This is a genomic window from Micromonospora sp. WMMD710 (assembly GCF_029626045.1).
In the GTDB taxonomy this organism is placed as follows: Bacteria; Actinomycetota; Actinomycetes; order Mycobacteriales; family Micromonosporaceae; genus Micromonospora.
In genome coordinates, this window is sequence record NZ_JARUBD010000001.1 from 1683066 (window position 1) to 1705421 (window position 22356).

A 22356-nucleotide genomic window follows, 5' to 3' on the forward strand; every position below is an offset into this window, starting at 1 on the left:
ACACCACCATGGCGAGCGAGATCAACTACGACGGGATGACCGTCACCGAGCTGTACGAGACGTTCACGCGGCACGGCATCCCGGCCTCGGACGCCAGCGTGCTGGTCTCCTCCTGGATCTACGAGAACGTGGGCACCGCGAAGCGGGTGTTCAGCTACGCGGAGCCGTTCCCGGCGGTGGAGCCGGGCTGCGCGCCGCTGCCGTTCGCCCGGACCTTCGCGCACACCGACTGGGTCGACGGCGAGGACGTCGTCCAGGCCGGGCAGACGCCGGGGGAACAGGGCTTCAACGAGCGGTTCCACCGTATCGAGCACGACCTCGACCACCTCGGCACCGACCTGGCCAAGGCGTTCGCCTGCATGGCCGCGATGCGGGTGAGCCTGCGCCGACTGCTCGACGAAATCCGCGCCGAGATCAACCGCCTGCACTCGACGGTGCACGAGAACAAGGTCGTTCCCGGCCCGTACACCATCGAGCAGATCCCGAACTACATCGGCGCTCTGGACTTCGGCAAGTACATGGGCACCACGATGTTCCTGGACAAGAAGGTCAGCATCTGGCAGACCAAGGCCGGCACCATCGTGCTGCCCGCCGTGGAGACCCTCGGTGTGGATGTGGTCGCCGGGCCGAAGGTCCGCGGCGCCGCCTATCTGGACCGGTACGCCGTCGAGACCCCGGACGTCCGGCAGCGCTTCCCGCGCGAGGTGAAGCTCGTCGAGTTCGTCCGCTTCTTCGGCGAGGACGAGCTGGCCGACGGCCGGACGGTCCGCGACGTGCTCAAGGTGCTGCCGGCGGACAGCAGCTACCCCAGCCTCGACGCGATGTTCGCCGAGGTGAGCGAGCGGGAGGCGGCGATCGTCCGGACCACCGTCGGCGCCCAGTCGGCGGTGGCCGCCGCCCTCGGCATCGAGTCGGAGCTGGAGAACGTCGGCGACGCCGACATCGCCATGCTCGCCGGGGTGCCGACCAGGGCCCGCGCGGCGCTGACCCGCGCCGGGATCGGCACCCTCGGCAAGCTGGCCGAGGCGCCCGCCGAGCGGGTGCTCTCCATCATGAAGGAGGCAGGGGTACGCGCCGAGGTCGGCGACGCCGCCGAGTGGACCTCGTACGCCCGGACGCTGAGCAAGCTTCGCTGAACGGTCGGCGGCGACTCCGGCGAACGGCTGATCCACACCGCTCGCCGGGTCGGTGTGACGACACTGCGCTGGTGCGCGAACCGTCCACACCCGAGCGTGGAACTGCCACGGGGCGATCGGGTGCGAGAGGCGCATGCATGCATGTTCACGAGGTGACGCACGACCTGCACTCCGGGGTGTACGAGGCCGCCGCGGGGCAGCCGCCCCGGTACGCGTTGCGGCTGCTGGGCGGGTTCGGGCTGGAACGCGACGGGCGGGCGGTGGCGGTGCCGCAGGGCGCCCGCCGACTGCTGGCCTACCTCGGGGTACGGCCGCGCTGTGCCCGGTCGGAGGCCGCCGGCACGCTCTGGCCCGGCTCGCACGAGGATCGCGCCCGAGCGAACCTGCGCACCATGCTGTGGCGGCTGCACCGGGTCACCCCCGAGCCGCTCGTCGAGGAGCAGGACCGGCTGACCCTGGCCGCCGGGGTGACCAGCGACGTGGCCACCCTGACCGCGGCGGCGGCGGCCCTGCTGACCGGCGTCACGCCGGTGGACGCCGCGCCGGACGTGTCGGCGCTCGGGACCGGTGAGCTGCTGCCCGGCTGGTACGACGACTGGGTGCTGACCGAGCGGGAGCGGCTCCGGCAGACGCGGCTGTACGCGCTGGAGGCGCTCGCGGAGCGGCTCACCGCGCAGGGCCGCTACAGCGAGGCGGTGCAGGTGGCGTTGACCGCCGTGCAGTTGGAGCCGCTGCGGGAGAGCGCCACCCGGGCACTGATCGCCGTGCACCTGGCCGAACGCAACATCAACGAGGCGGTACGGCGCTTCGAGCTGTTCCGCGCCGACCTGGGCCGTGAGCTGGGTGTGGGGCCGACACCCTGGCTGGAGCACCTGGTGCGGGCCGGCATGGCCGGTGCCACGGTGCCGCATCCCTGATCGACACGGTGGACGGGGCCGGCGGTGCGGGTGGTGCCACCCGCACCGCCGGTCACCCTGGTCAGGGTGTCGCGGGCGGGACGCTCTGTTCGTACTGGAAGACGTTGTGCGGGTCGTACTTCGCCTTGATCTTGCGCAGCCGCTCGACGTTGCGCCCCCAGTAGGCGGTCTCCCACTCGGCCATGCCGATGTTCGGCACGTTGACGTAGGCGCCGTCCACAAAGGGGCGCAGCGCCTGGCTGAACTCGGCGATCCAGGTCTGGGCGATCGGGGTGATGGCGTCGCCGCTGTCGGGCTCCCCGCGGGTGCCCCAGCCGGTGCCCGGCTCGGAGTAGAAGAGCGCGTCGCGGTGCGGGAACGCCGCCCCGCCGAAGGGTTCCTGGCGTTGGGCGCCCGTGCCGAACGCCTGGGTGAAGAAGTTGCTGTCCGGCGACGGCGAGTTCTCCAGGAACTCGCGGATGATGCTGATCGCCTCGGCCGGGAACGGCTCCCTGGTGAACTGGGAGAAGAACTTCCACTTCGCCGGCTCGTCCTCGTTCGGGATCTGGAAGCCGGCGTACGTGTCGCCCCAGCCGCCGATCTGCACGGTCACCTCGGGGTCGCCGATGGAGAGGATCGGCGCCAGCAGCCGCCGCACCTCCGCCTCCGATCCCTCGGCGAGCACCCCGAACATCAGGATCTCGTCCGGGTGGGCCTCGAGTTGGCTGCCGAGGCGGGGGTCGGCGAACGGTGTGGTGCGCTGCCAGGCGTCGAAGACCCGGTGCAGGTCGTCGAGGCCCGGCCAGGTCGCCTGAAGGTAGGCGACGCTCTTCAGCGGGGCCACCTTGTAGGTCAGCGAGGTGACGATCCCGAAGTTGCCGTTGCCGGCGCCGCGCAGCGCCCAGAGCAGATCCGAGTGGTTCCATGGGTCCACCTGGAGCACCTTCGCGCCGTTGGCCCCCGCCGCGACGACGATCTCCGCCCCGATCAGGTTGTCGCAGGCCATGCCGAGGTAACGGGTGAGGAACCCGAAGCCACCGCCGAGGGTCGCACCGGACAGGCCGACGGTCCCCTCCGTGCCGGTCGTCGCCGCGAGGTCGTACTCACCGAGCGTCGTCACCGCCTCCAGCTGGTTGAGGCCCGCGCCGACCTTCGCCGTGCGGGTGGCGGTGTCGATGTGCACGTCCTTCAGCTCGCTGACGTCGATGACGAGGCCGTTGTCGACGTTCGACCAGCCTTCGAGGCTGTGCCGGCCGCTGCGGACCCGCAGCGCGACGTCGTGCTGCCGCGCCCAGGTGAGGGCGTTGACCACGTCCTGGGTCTCCTGGGCGAAGACGATGACCAGCGGATAGCGCACGAACAGCTCGTCCCACCCGAGGCTCGCCTCCGCGTAGTCGGGGCTCTGGGGGCGAACGATGCGCCCGGTCAGCTTCGCCGGTGGGTACGTCGCGTCGGACGGGCCGGGGCCGTCGGCCGCGATCGCCGAGCTGCCTCCGACCATCATGCCCGGCAGAGCGACCGCCCCGGCACCAACGGCGGTCGCCTTGAGCAGATCGCGACGAGAAAGGTCGCGCATGGTCAAATCCTCTCGATCGGGTCACACCAGGCATTTCGACCAAGAGGGCTCTTGGCTCGCATCTGGCGCAAACCAACCGTAAGGCCGGGGTACGTCCCGGAGATCTGAGAAGTTGTCGCGGAACCCGGTCGGGTGATGGGGCTGACCTGGTCAGTGGGAGTCGACCGGCTGGTCCAGGATCGCGCTGAACCGCTCCTCGGCCAGGTCGAGCTGGCCGAAGATGTGCCGCTTCACCGCCGGGGTCAGCGGGGTGTCCGGCCGGCCGATCAGGTCGCGGAACAGCGGCACGAGCGGCCGGTACTTCCGGGCCGAGGACACCACCTTCGGTCCGACCGTGTGGATCACCCCGACGCCGTTGTCGGTGAAGTCCGACACCTTGATCACCCGCGCCCAGGGCTCCCGCTCCAGGCTGACGGCCAGGTGCTCCCGGTACTGCGTGTTCCGGTCGCGCCGCGGGTCGTACACCGGATTGGTGACGGCACCGACGAGCCGGGCCACCCGCGGCCCGAACCGCGCGGCGAGCGCGGCCAACGCGGCTGCGGTCGGGTCGGCGACCTGCTCGCCGCCGGCCAGCTCGGCCGGGTGGTCCTCGACCGAGTCGTGCAGCAGACCGGCGACGATCACGTCCACCTCGCGCACCTGGTAGTGGTGCATCAACCGGATGGACACCCGCAGCAGGTGGTTGAGGTACGGCTCGCGGACGCGCCGGTCGTCGCGGTGCAGGTCGGCGGCCAGGTCCAGTGCGGCGGACAGCCGCGCGCGGGCGTCGACGTCGAACTGCTCGACCTCCAGCCGGAAGCGCTCCAGCAGCCCGGGCTCACCGTGGATCTCGGTGATCGCGTGCATCGGCATGCTGCCCAGGTGCGGCGGGAAGTCCATGCGTCACTTATAGCCGATCTTCTCCACATCGATGGTCCCGCGCGCCGCCGAGGCGTCCGGCAACCGCAGAGTTGATCAACGGGTGGGCGGGCGCTCAGATCGGCAGCCGGTCCGCGCCGGCGAGCGGTCCCACCACGAGGGGGACCAGCGGGGCCGGCAGGACCGGGTCGCGCCGCAGGGTGGGCGTCCAGCCCGCGTCGGCGCCCAGATCGGGGCGCCGCCACTACGCCAGATCCGCGCGGTACGCCGGCGCGGCCCACGACACGCCCTGCTCGCTGGGCAGCGCACCCTGCTCGGCCGCTCGACGCAGCAGGTCGACCACGCCACGGATCCGCACCACCCGCTCGGCACCGTCGCCCACCGCGTCGACAACCTCGCCGTCGAGCAGCCGCGGCTCCGGTGCGGCGCGCAGCGCGTCCAGCAGCGCGGTGAACGGCGCGGTACGGGCCAGCGGCGCGATCAGCGGCACACCGAGCGGATCGGCCCGGTGCGCGAGCAGGTTGTCCAGCAGGCCCTGTCGACCGGGGACCCGGCGGGTCACCACGTCGCCGGGCAGCCACAGCCGGTCGGTCGGGTACTCCAGCACCGCACGACCCGCCGAACCGGTCACCTCCACCTCACCGGCCACGAACTCCTCGGCCGCCAGGGTGACCGCGGCCAGCACCGGCGGGCCGGCACGGAAGCGGATCCGCAGCACCGCGGTGTCCTCCACCTCGATCGGCCGGACCCGGTAGCGCTCCACCTCGATCGCGACCGGCCAGGGCGGCGCCCCGCCGAGCGACTCGGCGACGGCCAGGCACTGCATCACCGCGTGCGCGAGCGGGTTGGCCAGCGCGCCATCCAGCACCGGCCGCCCGTTGAGCGTCCGCCGACCGGCCCACGCGGAGCGGGCGTAGTAGGCGTCCGGGCGCTGCCAGGCGGCGACGGTGGCGATGCCGGTGACCGTGCCGAGGCGTCCGGCGGCCAGCGCGTCGGTCAACGCGGTCAGCGCCGCCGAGCCGAGCGCCTGGAAACCGACCTGGGCGACCCGACCAGCGGTGGTCAACGCCCAGGTCAGCTCGTCGTGCTCGGCCAGCGACAACACCGGCGGCTTCTCCAGTAGAAGGTCGGCGCCGGCGGTGAGGGCGTCGCGGGCGATCGGCAGATGCGTGTGCGGCGGCGTGCAGATGACCACCACCTCCGGCCGGGTGGCGGCGAGCATCGCCCGGTGGTCGGTGAACACCTGCACCCCCGACGGCAGCGGCGCCACCGGATCGTCCCGCACCGGCTGGACGTCGACGAGCGCGACCAGCCGCACCCGGCCGTCGGCGTGCAACGGCGCGATCGCCCGGCGGTGCCAGCGGCCGTGCCCGTTCGCACCGATCACCGCCACCCGCGTCGGCGGCGCCGCCCCGGTCACCGCGCACCGGCCGGCGGTAGGCGCCCGCTCACCGGACACCGGCCAGGGTGGCCTCGACGCCGTGGCGTTTCAGGGCGGTCAGCCAGGCGATCACGTCGGCGCGTACCTCGTCGTCGCCGGCCACCTCGGCCGGAATGACCTCGCGCAGGGCGAAGACCGCGTCCACCGCGCCGGCCGGGCTCTGCGCGCCGGCGTCCAGCGCGGCCCGGATCGGCCCGGCCAGCGGATCCTGGAACGGCAGCGGCCGGCCGTCGTCGGCGTAGCCCAGCGCGAAGCGCAGCCAGGACGCCACGACCAGCGCGCCCCAGCGCGCGGGCCGGCCGGCCGCGCGCAGGTCGGCGATGGTGTGCAGGATCCGCTGCGGCAGCTTCTGCGAGCCGTCCATCGCCACCTGTAGGGTGCGGTGCCGGATCGCCGGGTTGCCGAACCGGGCGAGGACCTGCTCGCCGTAGTCGACCACCCGCACCCCGTCGGGCGGTGTGAAGCTGGCCGCGACGTCCTCGGCGATCAGCCGGCGCAGCACGTCGGCCAGGTGCGGGATCTCCAGCGCGTCGGCGATCGTCTCCCGGCCGGCGAGCGCCCCCAGGTACGCGACGGCCGAGTGCACGCCGTTGAGGCTGCGCAACTTCAACCGCTCCCACGGGCCGGCGTCGTCGGTGAGCACCGCCCCGGCGTGCTCCCAACCCGGCCGCCCACCCGGGAAGTCGTCCTCGATCACCCACTGCGCGTACGGCTCGGCGGCGACCGCCGCCAGATCGGTCACGCCGAGCGCCCGACGGGCCGCCTCGATGGTGTCGGGAGTGCTGGCCGGCACGATCCGGTCCACCATGGTGCCCGGGCAGGTGACATTGCCGGCGACCCACTCGACGAGCCCGGTGGGCACCCCGGCGGCCCGGGCGACCGCCTGGTCGACCAGACCCCGCAGACGTCGGCCGTTGGCGGGCAGGTTGTCGCAGCTCACCAGGGCCACCGGCCCGGCGTCCGCGGCGGCCCGGGCGGCCAGCCCACGCAGCAGCAGCCCCGGCACCGTGGTCGGCGCACGACCGCCGGCCAGATCGGCGGCGAGCGCCGGGTCCGGGCACAGGCCGCCGGTCACCGGGTCGAGGTGGTACGCCTTCTCCGTGACGGTCAGCGTCACCACCCGCACCGCCGGGTCGGCGAGCAGCGCCACCACGGCGTCCGGGTCGCCGGGAGCGTGTCGTACCCCGCTCAGCGCGCCCACCACCCGGGTCGTGCTGCCGGCCGCCGAGAGGGTGCTGACGCTGAACAGGTTGTCCTGCGCGGCGAGGGCCTCCACCAGCGCGGTGCTGCGCGGCGCGACGGCCACGATGCCCCAGTCGCCGCCGGCCGCGCCGACCGCCGCCTCGGTGTAGACGGCCTGGTGCGCGCGGTGGAACGCGCCCAACCCCAGGTGTACGACGCCGGTCGGCACCGTGCCCGGCCGGACGAGCGGACGGGACTCCATGGGTAGCTGGCGCAACACACCCAGGCCGAGCCGGGTGGCGCCGACGGTCACCGCCACGCCGGACCGTCCGGGAAGCGGAACTCGGCCACCGACGCGGGCCGCATGGTGGCGCTGTAGCCGGGCCGCTCCGGCAGCAGGTACCGGCCACCGCGGGTGCGTACCGGGTCGACGAAGTGCTCGTGCAGGTGGTCCACGTACTCGACCATCCGCCCGTCCAGGCTGGTGCCCACCCGCAGGTAGTCGAAGATCGCCAGGTGCTGGACGTACTCGCAGAGGCCCACACCGCCGGCGTGCGGGCAGACCGGCACCCCGAACTTCGCCGCCAGCAGCAGCTCCGCCAGGACCTCGTTGACGCCGCCGACCCGGCACGCGTCGATCTGCATCACGCCGATCGCCTCGGCCTGGAGCAGCTGCTTGAAGATCACCCGGTTGGCGGCGACCTCGCCGGTGGCCACCCGGCACCGCCCGCCGGTCAGCTCGGTGACGGCGCGGGCGATCCGGGCGTGCCCGAGGATGTCGTCGGCGTGCGTCGGCTCCTCGATCCAGTACGGGTCGACCTCGGCGAGGGCGGTCATCGCGGTGATCGCCTCGTCGACGTCCCAGACCTGGTTGGCGTCCATCATCAGCAGCGCGTCGGGGCCGATCTCGGCCCGGATGATCCGGGCCCGGCGCAGGTCGTCGGCGAGCGGACCGCCGACCTTCATCTTCATCGCCCGCCAGCCGTCGTCGTACGCCTGCCGGGTCAGCGCCCGCACCTTGTCGTCGGGGTAGCCGAGCCAGCCGACCGAGGTGGTGTACGAGGGGAAGCCGTCGCGGTCGAGCGTGGCCAGCCGGTCGGTGAGCCCGTCGCGTCCCTTGTCGAGGATCGCGGCGGCGTCGTCCGGGGTGAGCGCGTCGCTGATGTGCCGGAAGTCGACGCTGGCCACGAGGTCGTCGGTGGGCAGTTCGGCGAGGAACCGCCACATCGGTTTGCCCGCGAGGGTGGCCCGTAGGTCCCACACGGCGTTGACCAGCGCGCCGGTCGCCATGTGGATGACGCCCTTCTCCGGACCCAACCAGCGCAACTGCACGTCGGCGCTGAGCGAACGCCAGAACGCCACCGGCTCGGCCGTGATCTCCTCGACGGTGCGCCCCCGTACGTGGTGGGCCAGCGCGTGCACCGCCGCGCAGGTGATCTCGTTGCCCCGGCCGTTGGTGAAGGTAAACCCCGCGCCGATCGGGCCGGCGTCGGTGCCCAGCTCCACGTACGTCGCCGAGTAGTCACCCCGGTTGATCGCGTCGGAGCCGTCGCCCCGGGCAGCGGTCGGGAACCGCACGTCGTGCACGTCGACGGACGTGATGGTGACACTCACTGGTTGTCGCCTCCGAAGTTGAAGACCCGCTTGGGCAGCCGGTACGCCAGGTCGACGATCGTCTCGGCCGCCTCGTCCATCGGCAGCCGGTGCTCGGCGACCAGCCGGGCCAGGAAACCGGCGTCGACCCGGCGGGCGACGTCGTGGCGGACCGGGATGGAGCAGAACGCCCGGGTGTCGTCGACGAACCCGGTGGTGTTGTAGAAGCCGGCGCTCTCGGTGACGGTCTCCCGGAACCGGCGCAGCACCTCGGGGGAGTCCAGGAACCACCAGGGCGCGCCGAGCAGCAGCGCGGCGTAGCCGCCGGCCAGGGGCGCCAGCTCGCGGGTGAAGGTGTCCTCGTCGAGGGTGTAGAGCACGACCCGCAGCCGGGGATCGTTGCCGTAGCGCTCCAGCAGCGGGGCGAGCGCGTGCACGTATTCGGTGACCTGCGGGACGTCACCGCCGACGTCGCGGCCGTGCCGGGCGTGCAGCCAGCGGTTGTGGTTGCGCACGGCGCCGGGGTGCAGCTGCAGGACCAGGCCGTCGTCGAGCGACATGCGGGCGAACTCCATCAGCATGTGCGCCCGGAACGCCTCCGCGTCGGCCGCGTCGGCCTCGCCGCGCCGGCCCCGGTCGTACAGCCGCGCCGCCTCGGCCGGTGACAGGTCCAGGGTGCGCGCGGTGGGATGGCCGTGGTCCGACGAGGTCGCCCCGGCGGCGATGAACGCGGCCCGCCGGGCCCGCAGCGCGGCCAGATAACCGGTGTACGTGCCGGTGTCCGCACCGGTCAGCGTCCCGAGCCGGTCCACGTTGGTCGACCAGCCGTCGAACTCCATGTCCACCACGTCGTCCGGGCGGAACGTGGTGACCACGCGCCCGCCCGGCCCACCCCAGCCGTCGGCCGCGAGCTTGGTGTGCTGACCCAGGTCGTCCAGCGGCGACTCGGTGGTCGCGAGGACCTCGATGCCGAAGCGCTCGAACAGCGCCCGGGGGCGGAAGTCCGGCTCGGCGAGCCTCGCTGCGATCTCGTCGTACACGGTGTCGGCGGTGGCCGGGCCGAGCGGGGTGTGCACCCCGAACACGGTGCGGAAGGTCTGCTCCAGCCACAGCCGCGACGGGGTGCCCCGGAACAGGTGCCAGTGCGCGGCGAGTCGCCGCCAGATCACCCGGCCGTCGGTCTCCACCGGGCTGCCGTCGCGGGTGGGCACACCCAGCTGCGCCGGGGGTACGCCCTGACTGAGCAGCATCCTGGTGAGGTAGTGGTCGGGCACGATGAGCAACTGCGCCGGATCCGGGAAGGGCCGGTCCTCGGCGAGCAGGGCCGGGTCGACGTGCCCGTGCGGCGAGATGATCGGCTGCTCCGCCGCGAGGGCGTACAACTCCCGGGCCAACGCCCGCTGGCCGGGCTCGGAGGGCAGGAGCAGATCGGTGTGGTCGGACGTCGGCACGGGGCTGGGCTCCTCGTCGGTGGTCAGCGGAGGGTGAGCAGGTCGGCGACCCGGACCGGTTGCCCGGTCTCGAAGGACCGGTTGGCGGCCAGGCCGGTGAGCAGGGCCAACGCGCCGTCGTCGGCGGTCGCGGCACGGTCCAGCGGGTCCGGCTGGCCGCCGAGGAGCACAGCGGTCATCCGGGCGTCCGCGCCGCCGTGGCCGTGCCGGGTACGGCCCTGCACCGGGATCTGCCGGGGTGGCTCCCAGAACGGGCGCAGGGTGAGCGTCGCGCGTCCGCCCTCGGCCGGCGCCTCGACCCCGTGCAGGGCGGCGCCCTTGACCGCGCCGGCGGTGCGAAGGTAGACGAAGTCGTTCTCGGTCACCTCCAGCTCCAGGCGGCCACGGCTGCCGTTGACCATCACCCGGTAGCCCTCCCAGGGGGCGTACGCGGTGAGGTGGTAGGTCATCGTCGCGCCGGTGGAGTAGCGGGCCAGCACCGCCATGTCGTCCTCGATGCTCACCCCGGGGGAGAACACGTTGCGGTCGCGTTGGTAGCCGTCCTCGGCCTCGGCGTCGAGGTACAGCTCGCGCAGCCGGGGGTGCGCGTCGAGCCGGAGCGCGAACGGGTCGTCGACGGCGGCGGGGGAGCCGTGCGCCCGGTCGTAGTCGCGGGCGTAGCCGTGCCGGCGGCCGCCGTCGCCGTAGAAGAAGAGCCGGCCGGCCGCGTACACCTCGACGGGTGTGGCGGCCAGCCACCAGTTGACCAGGTCGAAGTGGTGGCTGGCCTTGTGCACCATGAGCCCGCCGGAGGTGGCCTTGTCCCGGTGCCAGCGGCGGAAGTAGCCGGCGCCGTGGCGGACGTCCAGCAGCCACTCGAAGTGCACCGAGCCGATCTCGCCGACCGCGCCGTCGGCGAGCAGCCGGCGGACCTGTTCGTGCAGCGGGTTGTAGCGGTAGTTGAAGGCGACGGTCACCCGACCGCCGGTCTCGCTCACCGCGTCGAGGATGCGCCGGCAGCGCGGGGCGTCGACGGTCATCGGCTTCTCGGTGACGACGTCCCGACCGGCGCGCAGCGCGGCCACCACGTACGCGTCGTGGGTGACGTCCACACTGGTGACCAGGACGACGTCGACGTGCTCCTTGTCCAGCATGGCCGCGAAGTCTGCGGCCGGGTACGTGGGCACCGGGTCGTGGCCCAGTTCGGCCAGCCAGCGGTTGTGCGCGTCCATCCGGGCCTGGTTGACGTCGGCGAAGGCGACCAGCTCGGTGGTGTCGGGGTGATCGAGGACCAGGGCCCGGACGAACATCTCCGCCCGCGCGCCGGTGCCCACGACGGCGTACCGGACCCGCCCGCCGGCTCTCGGTGACATTCGGTGGCCTCCCCGGTGATCCTGCAAAGGTTTGCAGTGAAGTAATCACGGTCGATCCGAATGCGTCAACGTGGAGGCCGCAACCGGCGGCATATGTCCCCCTTTGCGGGCTCATCGATCACCGCTGGGAGCGCTGGCGCAACAGAACCGTCATCATCCACCGTTGACACTGGAGCAACCGTTTGCATTAATTGGCGACACCCACGTGACCGCCGCCACAACGGACGAAGGGGCCGCCGTGCCAGTCACCATCCGGGACGTCGCCCGGGCGTCCGGTGTGCACATCTCCACCGTGTCCCGCACCTTCTCGGCCCCGCACCTGGTCAACCCGGAGACCCGGGTCCGCGTGCTGGCCTGCGCGGAGGATCTGGGTTACCGGCCGAACCGGGCCGCCCGGGCCCTGATCACCGGCCGTACGCACAACATCGGCCTGATCATCGCGGACATCGCGAACCCGTTCTTCCCGCCGCTGATCAAGGCGGCGGAGAGCCAGGCCCGCCACCGCGACTACCACGTCTTCGTGGCCGACACCAACGAGGACCCGACCGCCGAGGAGGAGTTGGTCCACGCCCTCGCCAAGCAGGTGGACGGGGTGCTGCTGTGCAGCCCACGGATGAGCAACAGCCTCATCGAACAGCTCAGCCGCGAGGTGCCGCTGGTGGTGGTGAACCGCCAGGTGACCGGCCTGCCCTGCGTGCTGATGGATGTCGGGCAGGGCGCCCGGGCGGCGATCGAGCACCTCGTCGGCCTCGGCCACGACCGCATCGCCCTGCTCGGCGGCCCGCGCAGCTCATGGACCAACCGGGAGATGCGCCGCGCCGCCGCCACGGCCGCCCGCGCCGGCGGCGCCGAGCTGACCATGCTCGGCCCCAACGCGCCCACCGAGACCGGCGGCTCGGCCGTCGCCGAGCAGGTGCGGCGCAGCGGTGTGTCGGCCGTGCTCGCCTACAACGACCTGATGGCGATCGGCCTCATCGAGGGGCTGGACGCGCTCGGGGTCCGGGTGCCGCAGGAGGTGAGCGTCGTCGGGGTCGACGACATCGCCCTGAGCCGGCTCACCCGCCCCAAACTGACGACGGTGGCCACACCCACCGCGGCCGCCGGCCGGACGGCCGTCGACATGCTGCTGCAACAGGACACCGAGTCACCGCGCGGCGCGCGAGGGCTCGGTGCCGGCACGGCGCTCGGCGTCCGTCGTACCACCGCACAGGTAATGCTCCAGACCGACCTGGTCATCCGCGACTCGACCGGCCCGGGCCCGCACGCCCGACCGGCACGTCCCCTGGCCGCATCGCGTGGCCCGGACCCGCATTGCCCTGCGGGCCCGGGCACCCCGACCGCGGCCACCGGTGACGCCGTCGCCTCCAAATGCTGCAACGGTGGTTCGCAACTTCGGGTGGATGTGGCTCGATAGTCCATTGTGGTTGGCGTTGGGTTGGTTGAGTGGTGGGAAGTCGGGCTGGGTGAGTTGTTTGCCCGGATCGCGGGCCGGTTCTCGCGGGTGGAGCCGCGGAAGCGGGCGTTCGCTTGTGTGCGAGGGCTGCTGTCGCCGTTGGAGCGGCGTAACGGGTGGACTCTCGCGGAGCAGGCTGGTGACCGGTCGCCGGACGGGATGCAGGCGGTGTTGTGTAGCCCGTGTTGGGATGCCGACGCGGTGCGTGATGATGTTCGCGATTATGTGGTGGAACACCTCGGCGATCCTGCTGCGGTGTTGGTTGCCGACGAGACTGGGTTTTTGAACAAGGGGGACCGGTCTGCGGGGGTGCAGCGGCAGTATTCGGGGACGGCGGTCGGAGAACTGTCGGATCGGTACGTTCCTGTGCTATGCCTCTGGCAAGGGGCGGGCGTTGATCACCGAAAGTTGTACCTGCCGAAGTCGTGGACCGAGGACCGGCGGCGGTGCCGGGACGCGGCGATCCCCGATGAGGTGGCGTTCGCGACCAAGCCGCAGCAGGCGCGGGCGATGCTGGAGAGAGCGATCGCCGCTGGGGTGCCGTTCGCGTGGTTCACCGCCGCTGAGGCCTACGGGCAGAACCCGGGCCTACGCGGCTGGCTGCGGGAGCAGGACGTCTCGTATGTGAAAGCCAGCCACTACCGCAGACGACTCGACGCCATCAATAGTGACGAACCTCCACAGCAGTACTGCTGCGGAGGTTCGTCACTTCGTGTGGTTCGCCGCAGCGTTCCGCCGTTGCTGGGGCGTTGATCAGATCCTGAATTGAGGGTGAGTAGCAGGGGCGGGCATCTGTGCCGTTCCTTGGTGCATGTAGGGCGGATTCTGATGCGGGGCTGCCTGCTGCTCTCGGTGTGTTACCTGAATGGTGCTGCTCGTCGTCGCGGCTGTGGCCGATAGCGAAGGAGTGGCCATGAGTGGGACTGGCTGCGACAGAGATCGTTCTGGGTATGCGGCGTACTGCCGCGGCGGCCGGCGCGGAGCCTGTGCCATGGCGGCCTGTCGCGCCAGGTATTCCTGATAACTTCCCCAAAGTTCCGCGCCTGGCGGGCTCAGAGCGTAGGTGAGCCCCGTCTGCGACTGGACCCATTCCCTATAGTGATCCAACCCGGCCACCTTGCCGGAATCAGGAAAACGTTCTTTCAGCAGTTTTTCCACATGGTCAGAGAAGCCGGATGGGGCGTCAACGGCCAATGCCCGCATTTGCTCTACAACGACACCCAAAACAAACGCGTGCCGCGTTTTCATATCCGTAATTCGCCCGCCACGTTCCGGAAACCATGGCGCATCGGTGATCTGTCGGTTTCCGACAGTAGCCCCGAGCGCGTGCAACACTGGCACCTCACGGTCGAAAGCCCTGACATTGTCACCTTGTCTAGCAAGTTTATTGAGGCGACTACCGAGCTTCCTGTGGGGCGAGTAGAAACTGTCGGTTGGCTTAATTCCATCTTTGCCAGCGGGGCTCAGAAGCCACACAAGATAGCAGTCCGAAATTCCGAGCTGGTTATGCGGAACTGACCCACGGGCGGTCGGCCTTCGCTGCATGCCGCTTCCTTTCCTTTGCTGACCTACCTGGATGCCGTGTCACGAAAAACCGGCCAACGGCGTGAACCTGATCGCACTGCAGGGGACCTCATGGATATAGATCCAACGGACCGCCGACTGGTTCGGTTCACTGAGAGGGCGTCCGATTCACATATTTTGCGTGCTTGTGGTTTTAGTCATCTCGCCAGGTTACGGTGGTTTCGGTGGTGAGGCGTTTGGCGAGGTTGTCGATCATGGCCGGTCGAGTCATCCTGCTGACCCTGGCGGCGGGGCTCCTGCTCACCGCCGCCGCCGCGGTGGGTACGGCCAGCGCGGCCGTGCACGACTGGACGCGTACCGGCAGCTGGCCGTCGGCGCGGGCCACCCTGCGCCGGTTCGGCCGCTCGGTGCTGCCCGGCGTGCCGGTGAGCCTGCTCGCCCTGGTCGTGGCCGGCCTCCTCGCCGCCGATCTGACGGCGCTGGCCACCGGCCGGGTGCCCGGCGGCCCGCCGGCTCTGCTGGTTACCGCGCTGGTCACGGCCGGTCTGGCCGGGTACGCCGGCCTGGTCGTCGTCGAGGTGGGCGGCCGCCGACGGTGGCGCGACGCGGCCCGTACCGCCGCCCGCGCCTGCCTGGACGCGCCGATCCGCTGGGCCGCGGTGAGCGGGGTGACGGCGCTGGCCGGGCTGCTCGCCGTCCTGGTCACGCCCGTGGCGGTGCCGATCCTCGCCGGTTACACCCTGGCCGCCCTGCACGCCGTCGCCGGCCGGCTGCCCGTCCCCGCCCGCCCGGAGCTGCCGTGAGCGCCGAGCCCGTGGCCCGTCCTGCCGCCCCGGCCGACGAGCCCGCCCGGCTGCTGGTCGACGGGACGGAGGTGGCCCGCTACGTGCTCGAACCGGCGCTGGACGCGCGGCACGGACCCCGGCCGTACCTGCACCCGGTACGCACCCTCGGCGGCACGGTGGTCACCGACGCGCTGCCCGCCGACCACGTGTGGCACCTCGGCGCGTCCCTGGCCGTGCAGGACGTCAACGGCAGCAACCTCTGGGGCGGGCGCACCTACGTGCGCGACGTCGGCTACACCTGGCGCGACGACCACGGCGTCATCGCCCACACCGCCGAGATCGAGCGCTGCCCGCGCCGGTACGCACACGATCTGCAGTGGCGCGACCGGGCCGGCGGGGTGCTGCTGACCGAGCGACGGCAGCTGACCGCGTCGGTGGTCGCCTCCGACGTCTGGCGGCTCGACCTGGATTCCGTCCTGACCGCCCCGGCCGACCGGGAGGTGCGCCTGGGCAGCCCGGCCACCAACGGCCGCCCCGGCGGGGCCGGCTACGGCGGATTCTTCTGGCGGGCCGCCGCCGACGGCGAACCGGTGGCGTTCACCGCCGACGCCGCCGGGGAGGAGACGGTCAACGGCAGCACGGCGCCGTGGCTCGCGCTGACCGGCACCGGGCCGGGCGGCGGGGCGTACACCCTGGTCTTTGCCGGTCTGGGCCGGGGCGACCGGTGGTTCGTGCGGACCGGGATGTATCCGGGGGTCTGCGTGGCGTTCGCGTTCGACCGCCCGGCGGTGGTCCCGGCCGGCGCGAGCCGGCACGGCCGGTACCGGGTGTGGCTGGCCGACGGGACGCTGGACCGCGACGGTGTCGCCGCCCTGGGCGCGTCGGCGCCGTGAACCGCCCGGCGAGACGACGCGGGCACGGGCGGCCGTCAGTCCCGGCCGGCGGCGCGGGCCGGTAGGGCCGCCGTCACGCGGACGGCCTTGACGATCGCCGGAATCGACCCGATCAGCAGCACCAGCCCCCAGATGATGGCGACCACCGCGAAGACCAGAGCCGCCACGTCGTCGACGATGCTGACCAGGATCACCGGCACCAGGTTGTGCAGGAACTCCAGGACGACCGTGCACAGCAGCGTGGTGCCGATCAGCAGCACGAGGCCCTTGTTCTGCAGGAAGCGCGGCTGGGCCAGCACCAGCAGCCCCGCCCAGAGCAGCTTGAGCAGCAGCACCAACCCCAGCAGCACCGACGCCTCGCCGACCGGGAAGAACCCCCACAGTGCCAGGTACGCCAGGGTGCCGAACGGGACGGCCAGGAACAGCGACACCATGATCATTAGCTCGACGAACGCGATGAGCAACGCCACCAGCCCGACGATGATCAGGATGATCGAGAAGATCAGGCTGGCGATGCCCTGCACCCGACCCTGAACACGTTCGGGCAGCAGCAGGCCCAGACAGAACAGGCCGGTGCTCCAGACCGCCACGGCGTCGATCAACGCCAGGTAGCCGGTGCCCCGACCGGACGGCTCGCTGACCCCGGACACGTCGTCGATCTCCACGTCGAGCGTGCCGGCGCTGTCGGTCAGGGCACTGCTGGCGTCGGCGCCGCCGAGCAGCAGCCCGGCCCCCAGCTCCACCCCGATGGCCAGGACGATGGCGAGCATCGCCAGCAGCAGAAACGGCTTGCGCAGGTCACCCACGGCGGCACCTTCCCAGTCAGGACGTGGTCACGGTGACCGTGCAGCCACCGAGACCGGGACAGGTCACCGCGACCTCGGTGGCCTCGTCGACGGCGACCTTCGCCACCGCGCCGGTGCCGTCCGACGCCGGCTCGACGTCGTCGCGGATGGTGAGGTCGGCGTCCCCGGGCGCCGGAGCGGTCACCCGGAACCGTGCCGGGCTGCGCAGCACGAGGGTGCGCAGCCCGCCGGGGTCGGCGACCCGCAGCACGCAACTGCCCGTGAAGACCAGCCGGCCGGTCTCGTCGGCGCAGTCGGCGCTGACCGTGCCCGGGTCCACCGCCGAACGCTCACCGCCCAGCGCACCCAGTCGATCGACCAGCCCGTGCCTCGCCCCGGGGTCGCCGCGATCCTGCCCGGGGACGCTGACCGCGACCACGAACAGCGCCACCAGCAGCACGGCGAGCACCCCCAGCAGCGCCTTCTGCCGCCCGCTCATCGTGCGACGGCCTGCGCGACCAGCTCGGTGAACCGGATCGTGTCCACCCCGGCGAAGTAGGAGTTGGTGCCCTGCGTCTTGCCGACCACCAGCAGCGTGATCCGGTGCGGCCCCTTGGCCAGCCGGACCGTGCCGACGTCGAGGAACTCCGTCTTCTGCACCGTCGGGGTGAAGCCGAGGAACGTGCCGCCGACCTGGCTGCCGTCGATGGTGAAGACGGTGTTGGCGTAGTCGGGGGCCGTGGTGCGTACCGTGGCGAAGCGCCAGGTGCCGTCGGCCGGGATCTGCACCGTCACGGTGACCTGGTCGCCGATCGCCAGCCCGGTGAAGAACAGCTGTTTGTCCTCGGACCAGGTCACCCCGCAGCAGTTGGGCTGGGCGCCCACGCCCGCCTTGCTCTTCTGCGGCGACTCCACCACCGCGCCGTCCACCAGGCTCTCCGCCTCGACGCTGACCACCCGCGGCTCGCCGGGGCCCGGCTCGCCGTCGCGGGTCAACAGCACCACGCCGACGGTCACCACCACCAGCACCATCGCCGCCGCGGCGGCGATCCACAACCACGGGGTACGCCGGGGTGCGGCGACCGCCCGCACCTCGTAGGTGACCCGACCACTGGACCGGGAGCTCTCCTCCGGCGCGGTGTTCGCCGAGTACGCGAACCCGGTCATGTCGTAGCGCCGGGGCGGGGTGCCGGCCGGTACGGCCAGCTTGACCAGGAACGACACGGAGCCCTGCCCGGGCACCACCCGCTGCGGCTCGGCCACGGTGAACCACGCCCGCTGCGAACCGTCGCCGGGCGCCACGTCGAACACCACCGTGTCCGGCGCGTTGCCCGGGTTGGAGACGGTGAAGGTCAGCTCGCCGCTGTTGCGCGGGTCGAGGGTGAACTGCTCGGCGGCGGCGACGACCGCCCACTCGGTGGTCATGACGACTCCTCTTCCACGACGATCTCGACGGTGGTCGAGGCGGGCTTTTCCGCCTCGACGATGCGGGTGATCACGGCGAGCTGGCCGGCGGCGGTCGCCGGCACCCGAACCACGATGTGGAAGGGCTGCTCGGTGGGCTCGTCGATGACGAAACCCGTCGACCCGGTGGCCAGCTCCAGGGCCCGACGCATCCCGTACGGGGTGCCGCGCCACCGGGCCAGCAGCGCGCCGTTCGCCACCAGGTCACGCAGCCGGCCCACCGGCAGCGGCAGCGGGGCGTCCGGTCGGGGCGAGACCACCACGTGATCCATCGCCACCCAGCGGGTCAACCGCACGACCAGATGGTCCGGCGCCCGGTACGGGTCGAACAGGGCGTCCACCTCGGCGAGGATGGCCTCGTCCGAGGCGTGCAGTCCCTCCATCACGTCCAGCAGCGCCCAGAGCACGCTGCCCGGCACGCACGCCCGCTGGTAGGCGGCGGGCAGCAGCCGCTCAATCGCCGAGCGTCGCATCCTGACGCACCACCTCGATGTCGTGCTCGCCGGAGCAGAGCAGCCACGTGTCCGGGACGGTCACCACGTCGGCGGTGGCCTGGTTGGCGCTGGGCGTCCAGTCCACCGCGTCGGCGCTGCGGTGCACGCCGCGTTCACCACCGGCCAGGATCAGCCGCTCCGCCGGACCGCTGCCCGCCGCCGCGCTGCCCGCCGTCCCGCTGGTCGCCGGGGCGCTGGTCGCCGGGCCGCTCACGGCGATGGCGTCCACCGGCACGAACCGGGTCCGGTCGCGCAGCGGCAACCCGCAGTTGACCGACACCGGCTGCCACTGCGGCTGCGCCGCGAGGGTGTCCAGCCGCAGCACCCCGCCGCTCTGCGTCGCCGCCAACGCCGACTGGCCGGCGAACGCCAGGTCGCGGCAGGTGCCGCCGATCCAGCCGCTCTGCACCGACTGCCACTGCACGTCGGACTCGAACAGCCGGGTCCGGTGGCAACCCTGGCCGGGCTTCTTCGGGTCCGGCTCGCCGGCGCCGCTCCACAGCAGCGTGGCCGGGCCGTCGTACTGCACGGCCAGGACCCGGTTGTCCACGTTGGCGAGCCCGACGTGCGTGAAGCTGCCCGGCCGGCCGCCGGCCGTCGACAGGTACACCCCGAAGCTGGCCTGCGCCGCCACCGCCACACCCGGCGCACCCCGCTCGGAGACGAACGCGCGGACCGCGTAGAACCCCCGGTCGGCGTCGGACGGATCCACCAGGATCTGCAACGGCACCGCCCCGGGCAGCAGCGACACCTCGTACAGGCCGGTGTCGGTGGCCACCAGCAGCGCGCCCGCGCCGTCGCGGTCCAACCAGGCCACGTCGGAGATGCGCGAATCCAGATCGGCGAGCAGCGACCAGGTCTCGCCCAGGTCGGTGCTCAGGTGCACCCGGGAGCCGCCGGACGCGCGCAGCGTCACCACGGCCACCGCGCCGGCCCGGGGCACGATGCCCGGCCGCACCGGCGCGGGCGCGGGCGCCACCCGCAGCACCGTCTCACCGTCGAAGCGGCCGGTCGGCTCCCAGCCGGAGCCCGCGTTGCTGGAGCGGAACAGCACCGCGCCGCGCCCCGCGTACCAGGTGCGCGGCTGGTACTGGTCGACGGCGAGGGCGCGGACGTCGGCGTCGGGCGCCTCGTCCACCACGAACCGGACCGACTCGACGTACCGCACGCCCGGCTCGGCGTGCTCCAGCAGGCGGTACACGTTGGACGCCCGCAGCGGCTCGCCGAACGGCCAGCCGGTCGGATTGAGCGCCGTGGGCAGCGGGCTCAACGTCTGGTGCAGCCGGTCGTGGATCCGCCGGCGGACCGCGTCGACGTCCTCCTCCCGCCGGACCACCACCCGGGCCCGTACCGACACCGCCTTGAACCGGGCCCAGGTCGCCCGGGACCGGATGCCGACCATCCGGCGCTGCTCCAGGTCCGCCTCGACCCGACGCCGAGCCTCGGGCACCTCGTGCTCGCGCAGCACCGCCACCGGCAGCCGGCCACCCGGACGGGCGGTCGCCGGCACGAACGGCACCAGCACCACCTCGACCTCGCCCGGCCGGGCGAAGCTGTACACCGCCGCGCGGGTGAACGCCCGGGCCCGCGCCACCGCGCCGGAACTGGTGGCCAACACCTCGAAGTCGCGGGCGGTGACCGCCCGCTGCTGCGCGAAGAACTCGTACGGGCCACGCAGCAGCACCGACTCCAACGCCTCGATGTCCCGACCACCGGCGGCCGGCGCGGGGTTGTCCACCTTCACGCCGGGAAGCGGATCGCGCAGGCTGGTCAGCGTGCCCGCCGCCACGTTGCCGGTCGGCCCGCCGCCGGCCCGGTACCAGAGCCGGACCTGACGCCCGGCCGGCGGCACCGCGGCCACCGTCACCGGAGCCGGTACGCCGGTCGCGGCCGGCTCGGCCGGCGCGCCCGGCTCGGCGGTCGCAGTCGGCCCGGGCGCCGGAGCCGGCGCGCCCGGCTCGGCCGTGTCGGACGCGGGCTGGACGGGCGGGCGCAGGTCGAGGGCGGGAGCGAAGGTGACCGTGCCCGAGCAGCGGTCCACCAGGTACGCCTTGGCCTGCGGGCCGAGCCCGGCGAAGCTGTCCACCGGTCGCCAGATCTCGAACGTGCGGCCGTCGTGCTCCCGGGCCGCCGCGCCCAACTCCACCGTGCCGGCCGGCACCTCCACGCCGAGCAGCAGGTCCAGCGGCTCGGCCGTGTGCGCCAGGGGAGCGCGCGCCGCCCGCAGCACCTGCCCCGGCTGGCCGGTGCCGACGCCGATCAGCTCCGCCTCGACCAGCTCGCAGTGATGCATCCGGACCAGCACCGACGCCTCGCCGGCGGGCAGCAGCGCCGGTTCGGTGGTGACGAACACGACCGGGCGGGGGTCGGCGCCACGGGCCGCCGCGACGCGCAGCCCCGCCGGGATCCGCACCGCCGCGCGATCGGTGCCGCCGCGGGTGAACCGGACGTCCGCCCAGGCCGCGGTCGGCGCGTGCCGGGTCACCCCGAGCAGGTTCAGAAACGAGACGTACGCCTTGTCCGGCAACTGGTTCAGCCGGTAGATCATCACTTCGGTCAGGTGCGCGAACGCCTCCACCAGCGCCATGCCCGGGTCGTGCGCCGACAGGTCGGTCCACGCCGGGCAGGACTGCCGGATCCGTTCCCGGGCCTCGGTGACCAGGTCGAGGAACCCCCGGTCGTCCAGGTGCGGCACGGGCAGCGTCATGACGATCCTCCCTGTTCGGGTTCGTCGGCGGGGAGCAGGTCCACGGAGAAGACCAGCTGCCCGGGGGTCAGGCTGGCCCGCACCCGGTAGTCCAACCGGATCACCAGCCGCCACGCGTCGTCCGGGTCCGGCCCGGCGTCGACGTCGATGACCTCGACCCGGGGCTCCCACCGGGCGATGGCCTGCCGGACGTAGTGGATGGCCAGCCCGGCGGTCGTGTCGTCGTTGGGCGCGAACACCAGTCGGTGCAGCCGGGAGCCGTACCCGGGGCGCATCAGCCGCTCGCCCGGCGTCGTCGACAACAGCAGAAACAGCGCCTGGCGTACGCTCTCGTCGCCCTCGGTCATGGCCAGGCCGCCGGCCGCGGTGAGCGCCAACCCACCGGTACGGCCGGCGTCGAAGCCCGCGCCGACGAACCGGAACGCCCTCATCGGTCCGCCGCCAGGAACAGTTGGCGCGGATCGCGCACGGTGTGGTGGACCGCGTTGGGAGGTGTCCCGTTGGTGAATCCCTCCAGGTTCGACAGCACCACCCGGTGCCCGTCGACCCGCAGCCAGTCGCTGTAGCCGACGCGCAGGGACTCCGTCTTCGTGCACGGCTTGATGGTCGGGCCGTAGTTCGGACAGGCGATGATCTTTCGTCCCTCCGGGTCGTCGTCCACCAGCACCGGCACGCCGGTGACGGTCACCCACTCCTGCGAGGGCCGGTTCTCGACCCGGCCGTCGTGGTCGCAGGTGATCACCGAGTCGCGGTGGATCCAGCGCAT

General features: G+C 72.5%; 21 protein-coding genes. 7 read left to right on the forward strand and 14 right to left on the reverse strand.

What is annotated here, in order from left to right; all coding sequences use genetic code 11:
• The first annotated feature begins 8 nt into the window (after positions 1–8).
• Positions 9–1136: a hypothetical protein gene (locus tag O7620_RS07620; protein ID WP_278122463.1), complete on the forward strand. Its 1128-nt coding sequence runs from the start codon at positions 9–11 to the stop codon at positions 1134–1136.
• 137 nt (positions 1137–1273) lie between these two features.
• On the forward strand, positions 1274–2053 hold the full coding sequence (locus O7620_RS07625; protein WP_278122464.1) for a BTAD domain-containing putative transcriptional regulator: 780 nt from the start codon (positions 1274–1276) through the stop codon (positions 2051–2053).
• 61 nt (positions 2054–2114) lie between these two features.
• Here the strand turns inward: O7620_RS07625 and O7620_RS07630 are convergent, their stop codons facing one another.
• From O7620_RS07630 to O7620_RS07660, 7 genes are all read right to left on the reverse strand, one after another.
• Positions 2115–3608, reverse strand: coding sequence for an FAD-binding oxidoreductase (locus O7620_RS07630; RefSeq protein WP_278122465.1), 1494 nt, complete (start codon positions 3606–3608; stop codon positions 2115–2117).
• A 150-nt stretch (positions 3609–3758) separates the two neighbouring features.
• Positions 3759–4487, reverse strand: coding sequence for an HD domain-containing protein (locus tag O7620_RS07635; protein WP_278122466.1), 729 nt, complete (start codon positions 4485–4487; stop codon positions 3759–3761).
• 223 nt (positions 4488–4710) lie between these two features.
• Complete coding sequence (locus tag O7620_RS07640) at positions 4711–5886, reverse strand: Gfo/Idh/MocA family oxidoreductase (RefSeq protein WP_278122467.1); 1176 nt, start codon at positions 5884–5886, stop codon at positions 4711–4713.
• A 28-nt stretch (positions 5887–5914) separates the two neighbouring features.
• The gene (locus O7620_RS07645) at positions 5915–7408 is read right to left on the reverse strand and encodes a mannitol dehydrogenase family protein (protein ID WP_278122468.1); all 1494 of its coding nucleotides are present in this window, start codon (positions 7406–7408) and stop codon (positions 5915–5917) included.
• Complete coding sequence (locus O7620_RS07650; RefSeq protein WP_278122469.1) at positions 7399–8703, reverse strand: enolase C-terminal domain-like protein; 1305 nt, start codon at positions 8701–8703, stop codon at positions 7399–7401. Before O7620_RS07650 ends, O7620_RS07645 begins: the two co-directional genes overlap by 10 nt.
• The gene (gene uxaC, locus O7620_RS07655; RefSeq protein WP_278122470.1) at positions 8700–10133 is read right to left on the reverse strand and encodes a glucuronate isomerase; all 1434 of its coding nucleotides are present in this window, start codon (positions 10131–10133) and stop codon (positions 8700–8702) included. Before uxaC ends, O7620_RS07650 begins: the two co-directional genes overlap by 4 nt.
• Positions 10134–10156: 23 nt before the next feature.
• Positions 10157–11485, reverse strand: a complete 1329-nt coding sequence (locus O7620_RS07660) for a Gfo/Idh/MocA family oxidoreductase (protein WP_278122472.1) — start codon at positions 11483–11485, stop codon at positions 10157–10159.
• Between the two features lie 238 nt (positions 11486–11723).
• Between O7620_RS07660 and O7620_RS07665 the strand changes: the two genes are divergently transcribed.
• The 5 genes from O7620_RS07665 (at position 11724) to O7620_RS07685 (ending at position 16140) form a co-directional block, all read left to right on the forward strand.
• Positions 11724–12899: a LacI family DNA-binding transcriptional regulator gene (locus tag O7620_RS07665; protein WP_278122474.1), complete on the forward strand. Its 1176-nt coding sequence runs from the start codon at positions 11724–11726 to the stop codon at positions 12897–12899.
• An 87-nt stretch (positions 12900–12986) separates the two neighbouring features.
• The gene (locus O7620_RS07670) at positions 12987–13691 is read left to right on the forward strand and encodes a transposase (protein ID WP_278126903.1); all 705 of its coding nucleotides are present in this window, start codon (positions 12987–12989) and stop codon (positions 13689–13691) included.
• 345 nt (positions 13692–14036) lie between these two features.
• Positions 14037–14456: a hypothetical protein gene (locus tag O7620_RS07675; RefSeq protein ID WP_278122475.1), complete on the forward strand. Its 420-nt coding sequence runs from the start codon at positions 14037–14039 to the stop codon at positions 14454–14456.
• 260 nt (positions 14457–14716) lie between these two features.
• Complete coding sequence (locus O7620_RS07680; protein ID WP_278122476.1) at positions 14717–15265, forward strand: hypothetical protein; 549 nt, start codon at positions 14717–14719, stop codon at positions 15263–15265.
• Positions 15262–16140 carry a PmoA family protein gene (locus O7620_RS07685; protein ID WP_278122477.1) on the forward strand — a complete coding sequence of 293 codons (879 nt, stop codon included), beginning with the start codon at positions 15262–15264 and terminating at the stop codon, positions 16138–16140. Before O7620_RS07680 ends, O7620_RS07685 begins: the two co-directional genes overlap by 4 nt.
• A gap of 35 nt (positions 16141–16175) precedes the next feature.
• On the opposite strand, the gene O7620_RS07690 is transcribed toward O7620_RS07685, so the two are convergent.
• Genes O7620_RS07690 through O7620_RS07720 form a run of 7 tightly spaced genes read right to left on the reverse strand, consistent with a single transcriptional unit; the run spans position 16176 to position 22356 of the window.
• Entirely contained in the window at positions 16176–16946 is a 771-nt protein-coding gene (locus O7620_RS07690; protein WP_151492364.1) for a hypothetical protein, read from the reverse strand.
• 16 nt (positions 16947–16962) lie between these two features.
• Positions 16963–17424 carry a hypothetical protein gene (locus tag O7620_RS07695; RefSeq protein ID WP_151492365.1) on the reverse strand — a complete coding sequence of 154 codons (462 nt, stop codon included), beginning with the start codon at positions 17422–17424 and terminating at the stop codon, positions 16963–16965.
• Entirely contained in the window at positions 17421–18350 is a 930-nt protein-coding gene (locus O7620_RS07700; RefSeq protein ID WP_278122478.1) for a hypothetical protein, read from the reverse strand. The genes O7620_RS07695 and O7620_RS07700 overlap by 4 nt, the downstream gene beginning before the upstream one ends.
• Positions 18347–18862, reverse strand: coding sequence for a phage tail protein (locus O7620_RS07705; protein WP_278122479.1), 516 nt, complete (start codon positions 18860–18862; stop codon positions 18347–18349). Before O7620_RS07705 ends, O7620_RS07700 begins: the two co-directional genes overlap by 4 nt.
• On the reverse strand, positions 18843–21590 hold the full coding sequence (locus O7620_RS07710; RefSeq protein WP_278122480.1) for a putative baseplate assembly protein: 2748 nt from the start codon (positions 21588–21590) through the stop codon (positions 18843–18845). Before O7620_RS07710 ends, O7620_RS07705 begins: the two co-directional genes overlap by 20 nt.
• The gene (locus O7620_RS07715) at positions 21587–22021 is read right to left on the reverse strand and encodes a GPW/gp25 family protein (RefSeq protein ID WP_151492369.1); all 435 of its coding nucleotides are present in this window, start codon (positions 22019–22021) and stop codon (positions 21587–21589) included. Before O7620_RS07715 ends, O7620_RS07710 begins: the two co-directional genes overlap by 4 nt.
• Entirely contained in the window at positions 22018–22356 is a 339-nt protein-coding gene (locus O7620_RS07720) for a hypothetical protein (protein WP_151492370.1), read from the reverse strand. Before O7620_RS07720 ends, O7620_RS07715 begins: the two co-directional genes overlap by 4 nt.

What these genes read in the sequence shown, in the direction of transcription:
- O7620_RS07700 (WP_278122478.1), bottom strand. Translation starts at nt 18,350, where the DNA reads ATGACCACCGAGTGGGCGGTCGTCGCCGCCGCCGAGCAGTTCACCCTC.
- O7620_RS07630 (WP_278122465.1), bottom strand. Translation starts at nt 3,608, where the DNA reads ATGCGCGACCTTTCTCGTCGCGATCTGCTCAAGGCGACCGCCGTTGGT.
- O7620_RS07710 (WP_278122480.1), bottom strand. Translation starts at nt 21,590, where the DNA reads ATGACGCTGCCCGTGCCGCACCTGGACGACCGGGGGTTCCTCGACCTG.
- O7620_RS07695 (WP_151492365.1), bottom strand. Translation starts at nt 17,424, where the DNA reads ATGAGCGGGCGGCAGAAGGCGCTGCTGGGGGTGCTCGCCGTGCTGCTG.
- O7620_RS07715 (WP_151492369.1), bottom strand. Translation starts at nt 22,021, where the DNA reads ATGAGGGCGTTCCGGTTCGTCGGCGCGGGCTTCGACGCCGGCCGTACC.
- O7620_RS07705 (WP_278122479.1), bottom strand. Translation starts at nt 18,862, where the DNA reads ATGCGACGCTCGGCGATTGAGCGGCTGCTGCCCGCCGCCTACCAGCGG.
- O7620_RS07635 (WP_278122466.1), bottom strand. Translation starts at nt 4,487, where the DNA reads ATGGACTTCCCGCCGCACCTGGGCAGCATGCCGATGCACGCGATCACC.
- O7620_RS07680 (WP_278122476.1), top strand. Translation starts at nt 14,717, where the DNA reads ATGGCCGGTCGAGTCATCCTGCTGACCCTGGCGGCGGGGCTCCTGCTC.
- O7620_RS07720 (WP_151492370.1), bottom strand. Translation starts at nt 22,356, where the DNA reads ATGCGCTGGATCCACCGCGACTCGGTGATCACCTGCGACCACGACGGC.
- O7620_RS07625 (WP_278122464.1), top strand. Translation starts at nt 1,274, where the DNA reads ATGCATGTTCACGAGGTGACGCACGACCTGCACTCCGGGGTGTACGAG.
- O7620_RS07620 (WP_278122463.1), top strand. Translation starts at nt 9, where the DNA reads ATGGCGAGCGAGATCAACTACGACGGGATGACCGTCACCGAGCTGTAC.
- O7620_RS07660 (WP_278122472.1), bottom strand. Translation starts at nt 11,485, where the DNA reads ATGTCACCGAGAGCCGGCGGGCGGGTCCGGTACGCCGTCGTGGGCACC.